This is a genomic window from Chryseobacterium sp. DT-167 (assembly GCF_058310155.1).
Genome location: NZ_JBZEEQ010000003.1, coordinates 1 through 17,336 on the forward strand (window position 1 = coordinate 1; position 17,336 = coordinate 17,336).

12 protein-coding genes are annotated in these 17,336 nt (G+C 36.3%); 10 read left to right on the forward strand and 2 right to left on the reverse strand.

Going from position 1 to position 17,336, the window contains the following annotated elements; translation table 11 throughout:
- Positions 1-271: 271 nt before the first annotated feature.
- Positions 272-718, reverse strand: coding sequence for a hypothetical protein (locus tag AC4FQ5_RS04815; protein ID WP_491141365.1), 447 nt, complete (start codon positions 716-718; stop codon positions 272-274).
- 37 nt (positions 719-755) lie between these two features.
- On the reverse strand, positions 756-1,634 hold the full coding sequence (locus AC4FQ5_RS04820; RefSeq protein ID WP_491141366.1) for a helix-turn-helix domain-containing protein: 879 nt from the start codon (positions 1,632-1,634) through the stop codon (positions 756-758).
- A 443-nt stretch (positions 1,635-2,077) separates the two neighbouring features.
- Between AC4FQ5_RS04820 and AC4FQ5_RS04825 the strand changes: the two genes are divergently transcribed.
- From AC4FQ5_RS04825 to rhaT, 10 genes are all read left to right on the forward strand, one after another.
- Entirely contained in the window at positions 2,078-2,374 is a 297-nt protein-coding gene (locus AC4FQ5_RS04825) for a hypothetical protein (RefSeq protein WP_491141367.1), read from the forward strand.
- A 264-nt stretch (positions 2,375-2,638) separates the two neighbouring features.
- Positions 2,639-4,018, forward strand: coding sequence for a rhamnogalacturonidase (locus tag AC4FQ5_RS04830; protein ID WP_491141368.1), 1,380 nt, complete (start codon positions 2,639-2,641; stop codon positions 4,016-4,018).
- A complete protein-coding gene (locus AC4FQ5_RS04835) occupies positions 4,015-6,870 on the forward strand; it encodes a glycoside hydrolase family 2 protein (protein ID WP_491141369.1) in 2,856 nt (951 codons plus the stop codon). The genes AC4FQ5_RS04830 and AC4FQ5_RS04835 overlap by 4 nt, the downstream gene beginning before the upstream one ends.
- Position 6,871: 1 nt before the next feature.
- Entirely contained in the window at positions 6,872-8,194 is a 1,323-nt protein-coding gene (locus tag AC4FQ5_RS04840; protein WP_491141370.1) for a rhamnogalacturonan acetylesterase, read from the forward strand.
- A gap of 12 nt (positions 8,195-8,206) precedes the next feature.
- Positions 8,207-10,984, forward strand: a complete 2,778-nt coding sequence (locus AC4FQ5_RS04845) for a glycosyl hydrolase (protein WP_491141371.1) — start codon at positions 8,207-8,209, stop codon at positions 10,982-10,984.
- A 4-nt stretch (positions 10,985-10,988) separates the two neighbouring features.
- A complete protein-coding gene (locus tag AC4FQ5_RS04850; protein ID WP_491141372.1) occupies positions 10,989-11,792 on the forward strand; it encodes a DUF4350 domain-containing protein in 804 nt (267 codons plus the stop codon).
- A 260-nt stretch (positions 11,793-12,052) separates the two neighbouring features.
- Positions 12,053-13,933, forward strand: coding sequence for a rhamnogalacturonan lyase (locus tag AC4FQ5_RS04855; protein ID WP_491141373.1), 1,881 nt, complete (start codon positions 12,053-12,055; stop codon positions 13,931-13,933).
- 7 nt (positions 13,934-13,940) lie between these two features.
- Positions 13,941-14,717, forward strand: a complete 777-nt coding sequence (locus tag AC4FQ5_RS04860; RefSeq protein ID WP_491141374.1) for a rhamnogalacturonan acetylesterase — start codon at positions 13,941-13,943, stop codon at positions 14,715-14,717.
- Between the two features lie 5 nt (positions 14,718-14,722).
- Positions 14,723-15,883, forward strand: coding sequence for a glycoside hydrolase family 88/105 protein (locus AC4FQ5_RS04865; protein ID WP_491141375.1), 1,161 nt, complete (start codon positions 14,723-14,725; stop codon positions 15,881-15,883).
- Between the two features lie 262 nt (positions 15,884-16,145).
- A complete protein-coding gene (rhaT, locus tag AC4FQ5_RS04870; protein WP_491141376.1) occupies positions 16,146-17,234 on the forward strand; it encodes an L-rhamnose/proton symporter RhaT in 1,089 nt (362 codons plus the stop codon).
- Positions 17,235-17,336 lie beyond the last annotated feature (102 nt).

Below are 17,336 nucleotides of genomic sequence, written 5' to 3' on the forward strand. Positions count from 1 at the left end.
TTCGGATGCAAAAGTAAGATGATCTAAACAAATATACATTGTGAAAAATGACTAATCTTTTGTTAAATTTAACAAATAATTAATGAAAGTGCTTATTTTTTGTTTTTAATGAAATTTAAACATAATATTATATGATTAAATATAATTTATTTTTTTACTTATATGAATATTAATATTTTTATTAGTTTAATATTATGTAGGTGTATTGATAATTTTTATGTTAAATTATTCTTATTTGCTCCATATCAAAAATTTGTTTTGTTTTAAATTTTTATTGCGTGATTATTAAATAAACAAGACTTCTGTCGGTTCCTGATATTGAGCATTTATCGATAATCTCTTTTTGGAACTGGGTAAGGTGTTGTAAAGGAATTTTGTGGTCAACTCCGGAAGATGTTTTAGAGTAAATAAGTTTTGAGCCAGATGAGCAGGTATTTGTGTTTGTGTCTTGCTGTATCTGAGAATGTGTTTGTGACTGGCTTTCGTTCAGTAGTTTAATCTGGTATCCGTATAAATTTGATGCTCTTAATTCGTTATTATGTTTTTGGCTTGATTGATCTTTGTCTTGACCGGATTGTCTTGAATCTTTTGCAGTTGTAATCGATAGAACCTGAGAAGGAAAAATTCTGATATTGATGCGGTTCTGATCTGCTGCTTGTGCAGGTAAGAGTGTTGATAGTCCTAAAAGGAAAAATAACACAATATACTTGGCGTACATAACAAATGTATGATTTGGTTGAAATAAATATAGGGATTTATGTGTGTATTTCCCTCATTTCAGACGGTTTTTTTCCGGTGTGTTTTTTCACGAAGTTGCTGAAATTACCTTCATCGTTGAAACCCAGGTCAAAAGCTATTTCAGACATGGTGTAATTGGAAAATTTAATTGCTTTTTCACATTCAATTTTTATTTTTTCAATAATGAGTTGCTTGGCAGATTTGCCGTACACGTATTCTGTCATCTCTGTTAGTCTGCGTACAGAAATTTTTAGCTCATCCGCATAATGAGACACTTTTTTAGCGGTTTTAAAATCTCTCTGCAGCAGAATTCTAAATCTGTTCACGTAAGAAACATATTCCATTCGTTCATCTTTTTCGATGTAATGGTTTTCTATATGGAGATAAGCATCGAGTATGAGGCCTTCAATTGCGTTGTGTGCAGCTGAAATATAAAGGCTTTCATCTTTGCTCTGGAATTTCATCAGGCGTTCTACGAGAATGATCTGATGGTATTTGTTGTTACCGAAATACGGTGCTATGAAAATCTCAGAATCACAGTTGAAAAACACCTGCGAATTCAAAAAGAGGCTGTCTTTGGAAGATTTGTCATAAAAGCTTGCTGAAAATGCAATCACATAGATGTCTTTGCCCAGTGCATCAATGATTTCGATGTCTTTTTGAGGGCCTATGAAAACTGCATTTCCTCCACTGATTTTGTATGTCCTGTTTGAGACAGTCATATCCAGATCTTGTGCGGTTAGCAGGATGCAGAAATATTCTCTTGTGTTAAACTGTCGCTCATAGTTATTGCGTTTGATAATGTCACTTATTAAATTGATGCTGAAGCCTATTTTACGAAGTTGATTTGTTATCTGATACATTGAGATGTGAATACTTGCATTTGTTACACTCAAAAATAGAATAAAATTTTGACAAATAAGTAAATAATTTGTGATTATGTTTTATATTTAATAATTTGTTATTGTAAAATGCCATTTTTATTAATTATGATGCGGGTTTGAGCAAATAAAGATGTCGCTTTACTTTTGATAATATTATTTTGAAATAAATTTAAATTCTGCTCTAAGTATAAGTTTATTTGATCCTTTTTTACTTACATATGCTTTGTATGTGGTAATTGATCTGTTCTTATCAATTTAAAAAAATATGATAAGTAGAAATTCAGACTGGTAAAAAAGAATGACTTGTATTTCCTTTCAAATTTTTTTATTTGTAATAGTAAATTATTATTGTTGAAAAAAATGTTATTACCAAAATAAGCAAAATCATATCTTACATAACAATTACTTAATACAGATTTAAAAGAATAACTGATGGAAATATGTAATTTTACTCAATGAAAAAGAAAAAAAAGAAGGTAACCAAAGCTCAGTTGGATGAACTTAAAAGTTTAAGAAATCATTTGACTCCACAGTTATCAATCGATCATAAAATTAATACGCTTATCCAGATCAGCCAGGTGTTGAGAACAATCAATTTGACGAGTACCTTCTCAAGCAATATTTCTACTGAGTTTACAGGATTAGAAGTTCTTGGTGAAAGATATAATAATTTCCTTAAAATAACTTCTGTGATCGATGATGCTATTGTATATTATGATGAACAGTTAAAGGCATTTCCACAATCTTCTTAAATTAAGTATAAGCTGTGTTACTCCGGATTATTAACCAATGAATTTCATTGGTTTTTATTTTTCTGATAAGTTTCTAAAAATCAGTCATCGATCATGCTCTGCAGTCACCCGAAAGAGCAGGATACTACAAATTCCAAAAATGTATACTTTTATAAAAATTGAAATGATAAAATAATTTTCATTCAGGTAATGGAAGTTATTGTGGTTTTTGTGTTTGTTGTTTAGCATTCATAAAATCAAATCATCCAGAAATATAAATAGATTATGAAATTTCAAAATACGTCAAAATTCCTACTGCCTTTATTTATAGTTTTTCTCTTTTCATCAGTTGTTAAAAGTCAGGACAAATTCCCTGATGGTACGACAATCCCAAAATGGTTCAAAGAAAATAAACCGACCGACATCAGCAAACTAGGTAAAAAATATATCCTTACTGAAAATGGAGTGAAGAACGACAGCACGATTCTTCAAACGAAACAAATTCAGGCCATTATAGATTTGGCGGCAAAAAACGGAGGCGGTGTTATTATCGTACCGAAAGGAACGTTCCTCATCAGTTCGGTTTTCTTCAGGCAGGGAACACATTTGCATCTGGAAAGCGGAGCAAAATTAAAAGGCAGTGACGATATCAACGACTTTCCGGTAGTAACTACAAGAATGGAAGGTCAGACTATAAAATATTTTCCTGCTTTAATAAATGCAGACAGATTGGACGGCTTTACGATCTCAGGAAAAGGAACTTTGGACGGAAACGGACTCAGATATTGGAAATCATTCTGGAAAAGACGCGAGTGGAATCCTAAATGCACGAATATGGACGAAATGAGACCCAGAATTATCTATGTTTCCAATTCAAAAAACATTCAGGTGGAAGGAATTACGATTAAAAATTCTCCATTCTGGAGTACGCATTACTACAAAAGTGATTTTGTGAAATTATTAAATCTAACCATTCTTGCTCCGAAAGAACCTGTAAAAGCACCAAGTACAGATGCTGTCGATATTGATGCGTGTACAAACTTCTTAATCAAAAATTGTTATATGTCAGTCAATGACGATGCGATTGCTTTAAAAGGCGGAAAAGGTCCGAAAGCTGATAAAGACACGAACAACGGCGAAAACAGAAACATTCTCATCGAAGACAACAGTTTCGGATTTTGCCATAGTGTGTTGACTTGTGGCAGCGAATCGATTCACAATTACAATGTAATTTTGCGTAATTCTAAAGTGAAAGATGCATCAAGATTGTTACACCTTAAAATGCGTCCCGACACGCCACAACACTACGAATTTCTTACGGTTGAAAACATCACCGGAAATGTAAAAACATTCCTGTATGTAAAAGGATGGAACCAGTTTTTTGACTTGAAAGGTGAAGAAAGACCGAAAAAAGGTTTGGCAAATAACATTACATTAAAAAATATCGACATCAGCTGCGAAACCGCTTTCTCCATCGAAAAATCAGAATTATTTGATTTAAAGGATTTCACATTTGAAAATTTTAAGATAAAAGCTTTAAAGCCTGAAATGCAAAATTTAAACAACATTCAGAATTTAAAGCAAAAAAATATTAATGTCACTCAGGTCGCTTCTTTAGATAAGTCGTACGACAAAAAAGACGATTCTGATATTGCCGCAAAATGAGTTGTTTTACCAAAATATTCGTTCTTTTATGCTTTTGCTCACAGTTTCTGCATTCTCAGTCTAAGGAAATACAATTCCTGAGCGGAACAGATTCTGAACATACGCAAGAATGGGATTTTTGGATAAGTAGAGGTCGGAAATCCGGAAGTTGGGATAAAATTCAGGTGCCTTCTCAATGGGAGCAGCAGGGATTTGGGTCGTATAACTACGGACGAGATTACGTCACTTACGGTAAAAATTTTAAGTTTAATGATGAAGTAGGTTTGTACAAACACAAATTTTCAGTTCCCAATTCGTGGAAAGGAAAATCGGTCAACATCGTTTTTGAAGGTTCGATGACCGACACCGAAGTGAAAATCAACGGAGAACTTGCCGGAGCAATTCATCAGGGTGCTTTTTATGAGTTTAAATATGATATTTCAGACAAATTAAATTTCGGAAAAGAAAATATTCTCGAAGTCAAAGTTTCCAAAATGTCTGCTGATAAATCCGTCAACAACGCAGAGCGTCTAGCTGATTATTGGATTTTAGGTGGAATTTTCAGACCGGTTTATCTCGAAGCCGTTCCAAAAGAAAATATTTCTTGGACTGCAATAGATGCAAAAGCTGATGGAACTTTTCGCTCCAATATTCATTTAAAAGGAATCAATTCCGTCAATAGTTTAAAGGTTGAAATTTTTGATGCTAAAAATGTTCTGGTTGGTGAATCGCAGATTACTATTCAAAAAGGAGATACTTTAAAACAAATTCAATTCTCCATTAAAAATCCAAAACTCTGGACGGCCGAAACACCTAACTTATACAAGGCGAAATTCAGTTTAAATAAAAACCGAAAAAACATCTTCCAAACGGAAGAAAAATTCGGTTTCAGAACCATAGAAATTAGAAAAGGCGACGGAATCTACATTAACGGAACCAAAATCAAAATGAAAGGCATCAACCGTCACGTTTGGTGGCCGGAAACTGGGAGAGCAGTCAACAAAAATATCGATTTGATGGATGTTCAGCTCATCAAGGAAATGAATATGAATGCCGTTCGCTGTTCACATTATCCGCCCAATAAATCCTTTCTTCAGATTTGCGATTCTTTAGGTTTGTATGTTTTGGATGAACTCGCTGGTTGGCAAAAAAAATACAGCACACAAGTTGGCAAAAAGCTCGTGAAAGAAATGGTTACAAGAGATTCGAATCATCCCTCCATCATTTTTTGGAGCAACGGAAACGAAGGCGGACATAATTTTGATCTGGATGCAGAATATGCAAAATATGATTTGTCAAACCGTCCTGTCATTCACGCTCATCATAAGCCTGGAAACGCTTTCAACGGAATCGACTGCAATCATTACGAAGATTATTACAGCACAAAAAAAATCCTTGAAGGAGAAAATATTTATATGCCTACCGAGTTTTTACACGCACAGGATGATGGCGGTGGCGGAACTTCTCTGGCCGATTATTGGGAACTTCACTGGAATTTCAAAAAAGGAGCGGGCGGTTTTCTTTGGGCGTTTGCGGATGAAGGTTTGGTGCGAACCGATTTTAATAATCAAATTGATGTGAATGCGATTAACGCTCCGGATGGAGTGGTGGGTCCGCATCGTGAGAAAGAGGGAAGTTTTTATGCGATTCGTGAAATTTACAGTCCGGTAAAAATTGATTTGAAAATGTTGCCGACTGATTTTAATGAGACAATTTCTGTAGAAAATCGCTATCATTTTACCAATTTAAATGAATGCCAATTTGAATGGAAACTGGTCAAATTCAAAACGCCATTTTCATCAGAATCAGGATTTGATGTAATTCAAAAAGGAAAAGCAGAATCTCCGAATATCAAGCCGACGGAAAAGGGAAATATTAATCTAAATCTTCCTTCAAACTGGAAAGAAAGTGAAGGTTTATTATTAACTGCGAACGATTCTTTCGGCAAAGAAATTTACACCTGGACTTGGAAAATTAAATCTAATGATGAGATTTCAAAACAGTTTTCGAAATCTTTAATCAAAGAATTTCCGGTTTCTGTTGTGGAAAATGATTCATTATTTATTCTAAAATCAGACGAGAAAGAATTTTCATTCGGGAAAAAAGATGGATTGTTAAAGTCAATCATTGTCGACAAAAAAGGCAAGAAAATGACCTTTAAAAACGGACCAATCTTCGTGAACGGAAAAACGGAATTATCATCCATAAAATCTTTTGCAGAAGGACAAAATCAAGTCATTCAGATTTCATACAAAGACGGAAAAAAAGCTATTTGGAAATTAAATCCTAACGGAATTTTAGAATTAAACTATGAATACTCGCTTTCCGGAGATTATCCGTTTGCAGGCGTAAGTTTTGATTATCCTGAAAATTATATCATCAGCGCAAAATGGCTCGGCAAAGGTCCGTATCACGTTTGGAAAAACCGAACGCAGGGACAAACTTATAACGTTTGGCAAAACCTGAGAAACTCAACCCGGACTGGTTTTTCACCGTGGATTTATCTAGAATTTAAAGGATATTATGACGATGTTTCTTGGCTGCAACTGAATACCGCAGAAGGTAAAATTACGATTGGAACGAGAGAAGAAAAAATGTTCGTCAGACTTTTCGATTTCTATGGAATTTACGGTTCGGAAGGTTACCCGAAATTGCCAAGTGGAAATATCTCATTTTTAGATGCGATTCCGCCGTTGGGAACTGTTTTAGCGTTTAATATTAATAATAATACTTCGACTTTAGGACCAGAAAGTGAACCAAATCATCTCAACGGAACGTTTAAGAGAACACTATATTTCTATTTTGGTCTTCCGGATTTAGGCGATGAAAATAAGCAGTTTACAATGCCGAAAGAAAATATTTTAACAGATTAAAATGCAGAATTTGATAAAATTTTTGACGCTTTTCTTTGGTTCGTTTTTGTTTGCTCAACAGACGAGTTTCAAGTTTGATTTTGGTGCAGACAGAACCGAAAACGGATTTATTCCCATCACTTCAACTTCAAAATTTGATAAAAAAATCGGCTACGGATTTATGGATATTTCCGGTTTGAAATCTGTTGACAACGGCGGAAATGCTTTGACGGGAGACTATATCACCAGCGACAAACCTTTCTATTTTTCAGTGGCAATTCCAGAAGGTAACTATAATATTACATTAAATCTTGGTGATTCAAAAGGAACATCCGAAACAACCGTTCGTGTAGAAAACCGCCGTCTGATACTGAATGATATCAAAACAAAAAAAGGTGAAATCATTGAAAAACAAATCACAGTTCACGTTAAAGACAGCATCATCCGAAATCAGGAAGGAACTCAAATCGGAATTGTAAAATTAAAACCGAGAGAAAAAAAATACCTGCATTGGGACAATCTGTTGACGATTGAATTCAATGACAAAGCTCCGAAAGTTTGTTCGGTGATTATTCAACTCAACAAAACGGCTAAAACCATTTATCTGACGGGAGACTCTACAGTTGTTGATGCGCAGTACGAGCCTTGGGCGTCGTGGGGACAAATGTTGCCGTATTTTTTCGTTCCGAATGAAGTCGTAATTGCCAACTACGCAGAAAGCGGAGAAACCTTAAAAGCCTTTGAAGACCGACACCGAATTGATAAAATCTGGAATAAAATAAAGCAAGGAGATTATCTGTTCATCCAGTTTGGGCACAATGACCAAAAGTCTGGAAACAGCATTAAATCCGGTTATAGAAAACGTTTGAAAGAATGGATTTCAAAAGCCAAAGAATTGGGTGCAATTCCGGTTTTGGTTACTTCAATGAACCGCAGAGTTTTTGATGAAAACAATAAAATAGTCAATACTTTGGATGATTTTCCCGATGCGATGCGGGAAATTGCGAAGGAAGAAAATGTGTATTTAATTGATTTGAATACGTTGAGCAAAACCTTGTTCGAAGCGATGGGATCCGAAATGGCAAAGAAAGCATTCGTGCATTATCCCGCAAATTCTTATCCCAATCAGCCGACTGCTTTGGCGGATGATACGCACTTTAACACTTATGGAGCTTACGAATTGGCAAAATGTGTCATAAAATCCATTGTTGATCAAAGGTTGTCTTTAAGTAAATTTGTTTCAAAAAATTACAAAGGTTTTGATCCAAATAAACCCGATGCTGTTGAAAAATTCTATTGGCCGGAAAGCATTTTTATGGAATCTTTAAAGCCTGACGGAAATTAATAAAACAAGAAAATGAAAATTCAAGATATTGTCAAATTAAGTTTAATCTGTTTTGCTTTCGGAAATCTCTCCGCACAAAACCCTTGGCCAAAAACCACCGAAACTGCAAAACCCTGGACACGGTGGTGGTGGATGGGAAATGCAGTTGACGAAAAAGGTTTAGATAAACAACTGACAACTTTAAATAAAGCAGGTTTCGGGGGCGTAGAAATCGTTCCTATTTACGGTGCAAAAGGTTTTGAAAAACAATACCTCACTTACCTTTCTCCGGAATGGATGAAAATGTTGCAGTTCACAACCAACAAAGCGAAAAGCCTAAATATGGGTGTCGATATGTCGGTGGGAACAGGCTGGCCAATCGGTGGACCGCAAGTGAACGAACAGGATGCTGCAACAAAAATGATTGTTCAGACCTACACAATTTTATCAGGCGAAAGATTTGCAGATAAAATTATTCTGAAAGACGAAAAACAGAAGAATTTAAAAACAATAAAACTCGATATTGTCACAGCTTATAATGAAAAAAAGGAAGCAGTAGTTTTAACTGAGAAAGTAAATGCTGATGGCTCTTTAAACTGGAAACCAACCACAGAAAAATGGACAATTTACGCAGTTTTCATGGGAAAAACTTTGCAAAAAGTAAAACGTGCTGCTCCGGGTGGCGAAGGCTATACTTTAGACCACTTTTCGCCAGACGCAACCAAAGATTATCTGAAAACTTTCGATAAAGCTTTTGGAAATTCCAATTACGGAATCCGTTCTTTTTTTAATGACAGTTATGAGGTTTACAACGCAGACTGGACACCTGATTTTTTAAGTGAATTTAAGAAAAGGAGAGGATATGACTTAAGCCCATATATCAAATATTTGGTTAGTGATGAGCAAAGCGAAATTGCAGGAAGAGTAAAATCGGATTACAGAGAAACTTTGAATGAATTGATTTTAAATAATTTCACCAAAGATTTCACCAACTGGGCGCATTCCAAAAACTCAAAAAATACCAATCAGGCACACGGTTCGCCGGGGAATTTACTTGATTTGTACGCAGCAGTGGACATTCCAGAATCTGAAACTTTCGGAAGTTCGATTTTTGAAATTCCGGGTTTGAAGAGAGATACTGCGGATATTCAAAAATCAGATATACCGGATTTTAATATGTTGAAATTTGCCTCTTCGGCAGCAAATGTGACCGGAAAAAAATTAACTTCAAACGAAACTTTTACCTGGCTTACCGAACATTTCAAAACTTCCTGGTCACAGGCAAAACCAGAAGTTGAACAGGTTTTTTTATCAGGCATCAATCACGTTTTTTATCACGGAACGACCTACACGCCGGCTGAAGTTCCTTTTCCGGGTTGGCTGTTTTATGCGTCGGTGAATTTCGTTCCTGAAAACAGTTTATGGCCTCATTTGAAAGGATTAAATTCTTATATCGAAAGGACGCAATCTGTTTTGCAAAGTGGAAAATCGGATAACGAATTGCTGATGTACTGGCCGATTTACGACCAATGGGCAAGTCCGAAAGGGAAGGATGTGACGTTCAAAGTTCATAATGTTGAAAAATGGTTGCAGCCAACTCCAATGTATGAAAATATGAATAAGCTCAATAAAATGGGCTATTCTCTCGATTTGATTTCGGACAAAATGATTGGCGAATCAAAGTCGGGAAATCATAAAATTCAGGTTTCGAAAGATGGTTCTGAGTATCAGGTTTTAATTATTCCTGAACTCACTTATTTGCCCGAATCGACTTTAAAAAATATATTGAATTTAGCTCAAAATGGTGCTTCAATCATTTTTCAGAACGAACCGAAAGATATTCCAGGAAACTTTGAAGTTGAGAAAAGAAGAACGCAGCTGAAATCTTTATGGAATCAAATTCCGTTTCAAAACCAAGCCGGAAATGTGAAAATGGCGAGTTTCGGAAAAGGTAAAATCGTTTTAAGTTCTGATGTTGCGAAAGCTTTAGAATACTTAAAAATTGAAAGAGAAAAACTGACTGACACAGGATTGAAATTTTTGAGAAGACAGTTTGACGGCGGGAAATATTATTACATTGTTAATCACACTTCGAAGGAAATTAATCAAAATATTCCATTGAATTTTGCTGGGAAACAAGTCGTTTTAATGAATCCTGAAAATGGAGATTACGGTCTTGCCGAGACTCAGAATAATACAGTGAGGGTTCAATTAAAATCAGGAGAATCATTAATAATAAAAAATACCGAAGATATTTATACCTCGATTCCCAATTGGTATTACGCTGAGAAAACTGATGCGCCGATTGGTTTAAATCAACCTTGGCAACTGAATTTCAAAGAAGGCGGTCCCGAACTTCCAAAAGCGAAAAGTTTGAAGAAACTGGAACCTTGGACGAACTTCACAGAAGATGCTTCAACGCAGAGTTTTTCAGGAACAGGAGTCTACACAACTACTTTACATTTAAAAAAGAAAAACGCAGACGATTATCTTTTAAAATTTGATAAACTTTACGAAAGTGCAAAAGTGATTGTCAATGGTCAGGACGCAGGAATTGTCTGGAGCATTCCGTTTGAAATCAACATCGGAAAATATTTAAGGAAAGGAAAAAATACGATCCAAATCGAAGTCTGCAACTTGATGGCGAACAGAATTCGTTATATGGATCAAAATAAAATCCAATGGCGAAATTACCACGAAATTAATTTTGTGAATATTAACTATAAAACTTTTGACGCATCCAACTGGAAAGTGCAACCTTCAGGTTTGGACGGGGAAATTCAGTTAATTCCAATTCATTATTCAAAATAAAAATATGACAAAAAATATTGTAAAAATATTCGCATTAGGAACATTGATCACGTTCAGTATTTCTAATGCTCAACAGAAGCCAAAAGTCGTTTTAGACAACTTTTTCAACAACGAAAAAAAGGAAAATAAGGAAACCAAAGTTCTCGAATCGTGGCACTACACGTGGAACGACACCAGCAACGGCGGGTTTTCTCTTTTAGGAGAAATCTTCAAAAAGCAAGGTGCAGAAATCAGTACTTTGACGACTGCTCCGACCAAAAAAGATTTGAAAAACGCCAATATTTATATCATCGTCGATGCAGATACTGACAAGGAAGCCTACGGCGGAAAGGCAAATCTGATTGACCCAACAAGTATCAAAAACCTGACAGATTGGGTGAAAAAAGGTGGCGTTTTAGTGTTAATGAGCAATGATAATGGCAATTCTGAGTTCGAGCATTTCAATAAATTAGCTGGCGAATTTGGAATTCATTTCAATGATGACAGTTATAATCGAGTTCAGAAAAGAGAATTTGAGCAGGGAAAAGTGATGGTTCCATCCGGAAATGAGATTTTCTCAGAGCAAAAATTATATATGAAAGAAGTGAGTTCAATCGATGTGAATTCCCCTGCCAAAGCCATTTTGACGGCAGAAGGAAAAAACATCGGAGCAATTGCAAAATTCGGTGAAGGGACGGTTTTCGCATTGGGCGACCCGTGGTGCTACAACGAGTACATCGACGGCAAAAAATTACCCGCAGATTTTACCAATTATCAGGGAACCGAAGAATGGGTAAAGTGGCTGTTGAAGCAGACTTCTAAGAAATAATTAGAGAAGTGCAATCGATTGAAATTGTCTGAGAAGATTTATTTGGGCAGCTTTATCCGCCTTCCACTCCCGCTTTTTTGCTCGTCGTTCCTCCTCACAAAAAGAGCTTCGTTCAAGTCGGGCTGCGAGAGATTCGATGTAAAAATCCTTGTCAAGGTTTTAAACCTTGACAAGGATAAAAATCAATAGGAACGGGCTTTGGCCCGTTTATAAATCAAAATAGAAAATAGGCTTTAGCCAAAACTTATAAAATCAGAATTATGAATGTAAAATTCAAATTTATTTTAGCTGCAATTATTTTTTCAGAATTCCTGTCGGCCCAAAGACAGATGGAGTATCTGAAAAGAGGAATCGTTGCCCTACCTTCAGATTCAGGCGTTTTTGTAAGTTGGCGTTTGCTGGGAACTGAAGCTCAGAACACTCATTTTGATTTGTACCGAACTGAAAATAATTCAACCATAAAGCTAAATGAAAAACCACTTTCGAACGGGACAAATTTTTTAGATAAAACAGCTGACAAGGCAAAAAATTATACCTATTTCGTCAAATCAAATACGCAGGATAAATCGGTTGACATTGATTCTGCAAAATATGTTGCGAATCAAAAACCGTATTTTTCAATTCCGTTAAAAACGCCTCAAGGTTACACGCCAAATGACGTTTCTGTAGCTGATTTAGACGGAGACGGCGAATATGAAATCATCCTTCATCAAACCGGAAGGTCGAAAGACAACAGCCAAAAAGGAATGACAGACCCACCAATTATTCAGGCTTATAAAGTGAATGGAAAGCTTTTGTGGGAAATTAATTTAGGTAAAAACATCAGAGAAGGAGCGCATTACACACAGTTTTTAGTCTATGATTTAGACCAGGACGGAAAGGCGGAAATCGTAATGAAAACCGCAGACGGAAGCAAAGACGGAAAAGGGAAATTCATTGGTGATTCGACAAAAAATTATGTCAACGAAAACGGAATGATTCTTTCCGGACCGGAATTTCTGACAGTTTTTAACGGAGAAACAGGTGAGGAAATTAATACAGTAAATTATCAGGTTCCAAGATTTGCAGGTAGTTTAAATCCTACAGACGAACAAATGACTGAAACCTGGGGCGACGCAAAGGGGAACCGTATAGATAGATTTTTGGGAGCCGTCGCTTATTTGGACGGCAAAACGCCGAGTGTGGTTATGTCGAGAGGTTATTACACCAGAACGGCGATTGCAGCGTGGGATTATAAAGATAAAAAACTCAGTTTGCGATGGCTTTTTGATACCGAAAGTTCAGAAGAAAATAAAAAATATAGAGGTCAGGGAAATCATAATCTGAGTATTGCAGACGTCGACAATGACGGAAAAGATGAAATCATTTTCGGTGCAATGACAGTAGATGACAACGGAAAAGTTTTGAACAGCACAGGTTATGGTCACGGCGATGCTTTGCACGTAGGCGATCTCGATCCTTCAAATCCCGGCTTGGAAATTTTTGATATTCAGGAAAGGTTCGATGATGCCGGAGCGCATTTCAGAGACGGGAGAACCGGAAAAGTTTTATGGAAGTTACCTTCATTAATCTACAGCAAGCAAGGCAAATTCCAGGGTCCTGGAAGAGGGTTGTCTTTGAATATTGACCCTCGTTATGAAGGTTCAGAATCTTGGGCAGCCGGAGCAGGGCTTAAAGGCATTTACAATACAAAAGGAAAAAAAATCAGTGATAGAAATCCTCCTGCCAATATGGGGATCTATTGGGACGGCGATTTTTTAAGCGAAATCTTAGATGGTACAATCATTTCAAAATGGGACTGGAAAAACGAAAAATCTAACTTAATATTTGATGCTAAAAATTTCCAGTGTGAATCAAATAACGGGACGAAGAAAAATCCTTCTTTGGTTGCGGACTTATTCGGAGACTGGCGTGAAGAAGTAATATATAGAACTGCCGATAATCAGGAATTAAGAATTTTTTCTACGACAATTCCGACCCAGCACAGATTGTACACTTTGATGCGAAATCCACAATATCGTTTGAGTATCGTCTGGCAAAATGTAGGTTATAATCAGCCTCCCCATACCGATTATTATTTGGATGAATCAGTGAAAGAAATCCCAAAACCAAATATTTATACCATAACTCCCAAAAATTAAATCTTTTATGAAAATCAAGATTATTGTTCCACTCGTTCTATTGGTTGTATTTTTAGGAGTTTCATTTCAAAAACTGCAAGATAAACCTGTTCTTTATATTATTGGTGATTCCACCGTACAAAATGGTTCAGGAAAGGGTTCTGATTCACTTTGGGGATGGGGAAGTTTTATGAATTTATATTTGAATACAGACAAAATTGAAATTCAGAATCACGCAAAAGGCGGCAGAAGCAGCAGAACATTTTTGACAGAAGGTCGCTGGGATTCTATTATGAAAACGATTAAAAAAGGGGATTATGTTTTAATGCAGTTTGGTCATAATGACGGCGGTGAATTGGCAGATACATTGCGGGCGAGGGGAACAATCAAAGGTATCGGAGAAGAGTCGAAAGCTATTTACAATCCGATTCGTAAAGTGAACGAAACTGTTTATACTTATGGTTACTATATGAGAAAATATTCGAATGAGGCGAAATCTAAAGGCGCAATTCCGATCATTGTTTCACCAGTTCCAAGAAATAAATTTAATGCAGAAGGGAAAATTGAAAAAGATCAGTATGCTGTTTGGTCAGAAGAAGTGGCAAAACAAACCGGAGCTTATTTCATCGATTTAAATGATATGGTTATCAAAAAATATCAGGAAATAGGGTCTGAAAAAGTAAAAGCTTTTTTCCCGAAAGATCATACCCATACCAACGAGGCGGGAGCAATTCTTAATGCAGAATTGGTAATGAAAGGAATTAAGAAATTGAAAGGCTGCGAACTTAAAAATTATATAAAATAAACAATATGCGAAAACTATTAACAGCAGGCTTTTTTGCACTGATTGTCGGAGGAATGACTTCCTGTTCGGTTCAGAAACAAAGTGCTGCAGGCAAAGTAGAACTTCCCAACAAGAAAGAGGTTCTGGAAGTTTCAAGACGGGCAAACCAATATTTTATGAGCAAATGGCCAGATCCGGGCAAAGAGATTGTCGGTAAAAAAGTATGGCCAAGCAATTTGTGGACACGTGCGGTTTATTATGAAGGATTAATGGCATTGTATTCAATCGATCCTAAAAAGGAATATTATGATTACGCTATCGACTGGTCACAAAAGCACAATTGGGATATGATGCGCGGAACTTATACCCGGAACGCCGATCATCAGGCTTGTGGACAAACATATCTGGATCTTTATGAAATTGACGGAAAAAAACATCCGGAAAGAATCAAGGCAGTGAAAGCTTCTATGGACAGTATGATTGCCACCAATAAACTAGATGACTGGTGGTGGATCGATGCGCTTCAAATGTCAATGCCAATTTTCACAAAGCTAGGCAGAATCACCGGTGAGCAGAAATATTTTGACAGGAATTACGAAATGTATGCCTATACAAAATACAAGCACGGAGGAAACGGATTATACAATCAGTCAGACAAAATCTGGTGGAGAGACAAGAGCTTTGTCCCGCCTTACAAAGAACCGAATGGCGAAGATTGCTACTGGAGCAGAGGAAACGGCTGGGTAGTTGCCGCTTTGGCAAAAACGCTTCAGGATACACCAAAATCTGATCCTCATTATCAGGAATATTTGCAGGATTATAAAGATTTACTGGCAGCTTTACTTCCCATTCAGAGAGAAGATGGTTTCTGGAATGTGAGTCTGCATGATCCGACGAATTTTGGTGGAAAAGAAATGACAGGAACAGCGCTTTTCGTTTACGGAATGGCTTACGGAATCAATAATGGTTTGATTGACAGAGAAACATATTTACCCGTTGTCGTGAAAGCCTGGAATGCAATCGTAAAAGATTCTGTACAGCCAAATGGATTTTTGGGTTGGGTACAGGGAACCGGAAAAGAACCAAAAGATGGTCAGCCTCTTTCAGTAAGTAAACAGCCGGATTTTGAAGATTATGGTTTGGGTTGTTTATTACTTGCAGGGAGTGAGGTATATAAATTGAAATAAAATTGTAATCATTAGTATAATGTTAAAGGCTTGATATTTAGTATCAAGCCTTTATTTTTTTTCAATATTTAAATTCTTGTAATAATTTTTGCATTCAAATAATTAAGATAATCGTCAACTTTCAGTAAAAAAATAAGTTTATGTCAATTGCAATAACTGTTTGAAAAATTCTTAATTTACGATGTTTTTTTAAGCATGACACTACAAGATGCGCAATCGATTTCATAGTGTTAATTTTCAAATTCAAGCGTAAGATAAAATTATGAATGCATTATTAGGAGTTTTTTTTCATTTCTTGGGAGGATTTTCTTCAGGAAGTTTTTATTTACCATATAAAAAAGTAAAAGGCTGGTCGTGGGAAACTTATTGGCTTATTGGCGGTGTTTTTTCGTGGATCATCGTTCCGCCTCTTGCTGCATTTCTTACCATTCCCGATTTTTGGGAAATAATCAGGAATGAGACTTCTTCTATATTGGGACTGACGTTTCTGTTTGGTGCTTTATGGGGAATTGGTGGTTTTACTTATGGTTTGGGAGTTCGATATTTGGGAGTGGCTCTTGGAAGCAGTATTATTCTGGGGCTTTGTATGATTTTCGGATCATTGGTTCCCTCTATTTTTTATGAATTTTCTCCTCAATCGGGGAAAGATAATATAGGTCTGATGATGTCAAGCTCGTGGGGACAATTTGTTTTACTCGGACTTTTTGTTTGCGTTATCGGTATCATCATCAGCGGAAAAGCAGGAATGATGAAGGAAAAAGAATTGCAGACAGAATCAATAGATCCCCACGGAACACAGGTGAAAACAGAATACAAATTCGGACTGGGATTGATCGTTTCCATCATATCAGGAGTTTTGAGTGCCTGTTTCAATTTTGGTTTAGAAGCAGGAAAGCCGATGGCAATGGTAGCCAATGAAGCATGGAAAGCAGCAAACCCTGGACAGGGAGAATTTCTATTCCAAAATAATGTAACGTATGTTGTAGTTCTTTGGGGCGGAATGGCGGTCAATCTCATCGGCTGTCTTTATTTGGCTTTTAAAAATAAATCCTATACAGATTATACCAAGCAAAATGTACCTGTTGTAAAAAACATCATTTTCTGTGCATTGGCAGGAACGATGTGGTTTTTACAGTTTTTCTTTTACGGCATGGGAGAAAGCAAGATGGGGAACGGACCAAGCTCCTGGATTTTACATATGGCATTTATTATCTTTATTGCCAATCTTTGGGGCATCATCATCAAAGAATGGAAAGGTGTTTCCAAAAAAACCATTACAACGATTGCCGTAGGAATGGTAGTGATGTTTATCTCAATTTTAATCGTAGGTTACGGGAATTCTTTAAGATAAGAATTTTAGTTTTGGCTTTTATTAAATCTCATTCATACTTTATATAGTTTAAATTTTGTAAGGCACTGATAAAGATCAGTGTCTTTTTTTTGTCATTTTGAA

What these genes read in the sequence shown, in the direction of transcription:
- AC4FQ5_RS04845 (WP_491141371.1), top strand. Translation starts at nt 8,207, where the DNA reads ATGAAAATTCAAGATATTGTCAAATTAAGTTTAATCTGTTTTGCTTTC.
- rhaT (WP_491141376.1), top strand. Translation starts at nt 16,146, where the DNA reads ATGAATGCATTATTAGGAGTTTTTTTTCATTTCTTGGGAGGATTTTCT.
- AC4FQ5_RS04865 (WP_491141375.1), top strand. Translation starts at nt 14,723, where the DNA reads ATGCGAAAACTATTAACAGCAGGCTTTTTTGCACTGATTGTCGGAGGA.
- AC4FQ5_RS04855 (WP_491141373.1), top strand. Translation starts at nt 12,053, where the DNA reads ATGAATGTAAAATTCAAATTTATTTTAGCTGCAATTATTTTTTCAGAA.
- AC4FQ5_RS04840 (WP_491141370.1), top strand. Translation starts at nt 6,872, where the DNA reads ATGCAGAATTTGATAAAATTTTTGACGCTTTTCTTTGGTTCGTTTTTG.
- AC4FQ5_RS04850 (WP_491141372.1), top strand. Translation starts at nt 10,989, where the DNA reads ATGACAAAAAATATTGTAAAAATATTCGCATTAGGAACATTGATCACG.
- AC4FQ5_RS04825 (WP_491141367.1), top strand. Translation starts at nt 2,078, where the DNA reads ATGAAAAAGAAAAAAAAGAAGGTAACCAAAGCTCAGTTGGATGAACTT.
- AC4FQ5_RS04830 (WP_491141368.1), top strand. Translation starts at nt 2,639, where the DNA reads ATGAAATTTCAAAATACGTCAAAATTCCTACTGCCTTTATTTATAGTT.
- AC4FQ5_RS04815 (WP_491141365.1), bottom strand. Translation starts at nt 718, where the DNA reads ATGTACGCCAAGTATATTGTGTTATTTTTCCTTTTAGGACTATCAACA.
- AC4FQ5_RS04860 (WP_491141374.1), top strand. Translation starts at nt 13,941, where the DNA reads ATGAAAATCAAGATTATTGTTCCACTCGTTCTATTGGTTGTATTTTTA.
- AC4FQ5_RS04835 (WP_491141369.1), top strand. Translation starts at nt 4,015, where the DNA reads ATGAGTTGTTTTACCAAAATATTCGTTCTTTTATGCTTTTGCTCACAG.